The 401-nt window shown below is 66.6% G+C and carries 1 protein-coding gene; it reads left to right on the top strand.

The genetic code is table 11. The features are described from left to right. The coding region (locus tag E5W87_RS35650; RefSeq protein ID WP_292408706.1) for a transposase at positions 1-401 on the top strand (401 nt) is incomplete at both ends.

The following is a 401-nucleotide window of genomic DNA, read 5'->3' as shown; positions in this document are numbered from 1 at the left end:
TCGCGGTGCATGCCCTCCAGGACCCGACAATCCGCCGCCTAATGACGTTGCCCGGCCTCGACGTCACCGTGGCTGCGAGCGTTGCCGCGGCAATCGGCGACATACGGCGCTTCAGCGATCCACAGAGGCTTGTCGCCTATCTTGGCCTCAATCCTAGCGTGCGGCAGTCCGGTGAGGGGCCAGCCTATCACGGCCGCATCACGAAGCAGGGCCGCGGCCATGCCCGGGGGATGCTGGTCGAGGCGGCATGGGCAGCAGTGCGATCGCCAGGACCTCTACGCGCCTTCTACAAGCGGATCGCCTCGCGCCGCGGGAAGCACATCGCGGCCGTCGCCACCGCGCGCAAGCTTGCAATGATCATCTGGCACATGCTGAGCAAGGATGCCGACTACATCTGGGCC

This window comes from Mesorhizobium sp. (assembly GCF_004962925.1).
GTDB lineage: Bacteria > Pseudomonadota > Alphaproteobacteria > Rhizobiales > Rhizobiaceae > Mesorhizobium.
Note: the sequence above shows the minus strand (reverse complement) of the source record. Positions and strands in the feature narration are given on the sequence as shown.